Here is an 856-nt window from a genome sequence, read left to right as displayed (position 1 = left end):
AAGAGCGGTGTTTTGGTAGCTGCATTGCGATAACTTGTTTCGCTTGACCGTGTTTGAATAGGCTAGATGCTAAGTGCTCAACACCTTGTGCTGTTGTACGCTCAGACATACCGATAAGAACCGTACCGCGACCGATTACAAGAACGTCACCGCCTTCAATGGTTGAGTTGTCGTAGCTGATGTTTTCTTCATCGCCGAAGTACTTAATGAAGTCTTGGCCAGCAAATGTTGGGTGCCAGCGGTAAATAGCGCGAACGTGGTTGGTTTCACGTTGACGAGCAGGTTTCGCCATCGGGTTGATGGATACGCCACCGTATACCCAGCAAGATGTGTCACGAGTAAATAGGTGGTTTGGTAGCGGTTCGATAATGAAGTCGGTTGGTGCGTGCATGCCTTGCATCATTGAAGATGATTTCATTGGCATCTCAGCGTAAGACAGACCACCCGTTAAGATTTTTGCTAACTCTAGGGTTGGTAAATCGCCCAAGTAGCAGCGCACATCATTGGCGAATGTTTTACCCAAACGGTAATCAGATACTTGGCAGTTTAGTAGCCAATCTTTCGCTTCTGGCACGGCTAGCGTGTCTGCTAGCAGGTCTGTAAGAAGAAGAACCTCTACACCTTGATCACGTAGCGTTTGAGTAAATGCGTCATGCTCTTTACCCGCACGCTCAACAGCCAATACGTCATCAAACAGCAAATCGTGACAGTTAGAGGGTGTTAGGTGAGTCAGTGCGCGTCTTGGGCGGTGAACTAGAACGCGGCGTAATTGACCTATTTCAGAACCTACATAGAACTTACTCATGATCGTCTCTCTCTTATATATTTGAATTACTTTTATCGCTAAGAGTATTTA

General features: G+C 46.5%; 1 protein-coding gene. It reads right to left on the bottom strand.

Annotation, left to right across the window (positions count from 1 at the left end):
* Nucleotides 1-805, bottom strand: an 805-nt coding sequence (locus tag AB4623_RS23725; protein ID WP_372147486.1) for an arginine deiminase family protein, incomplete at its 3' end; no start/stop codon positions are given.
* Nucleotides 806-856 lie beyond the last annotated feature (51 nt).

This window comes from Vibrio sp. 10N.222.52.C12, assembly GCF_041474215.1.
Classification (GTDB): Bacteria; Pseudomonadota; Gammaproteobacteria; order Enterobacterales; family Vibrionaceae; genus Vibrio; species Vibrio crassostreae_C.
The sequence above is the reverse complement of the archived record's forward strand: the minus strand, read 5'-3'. Positions and strand labels throughout refer to the sequence as shown.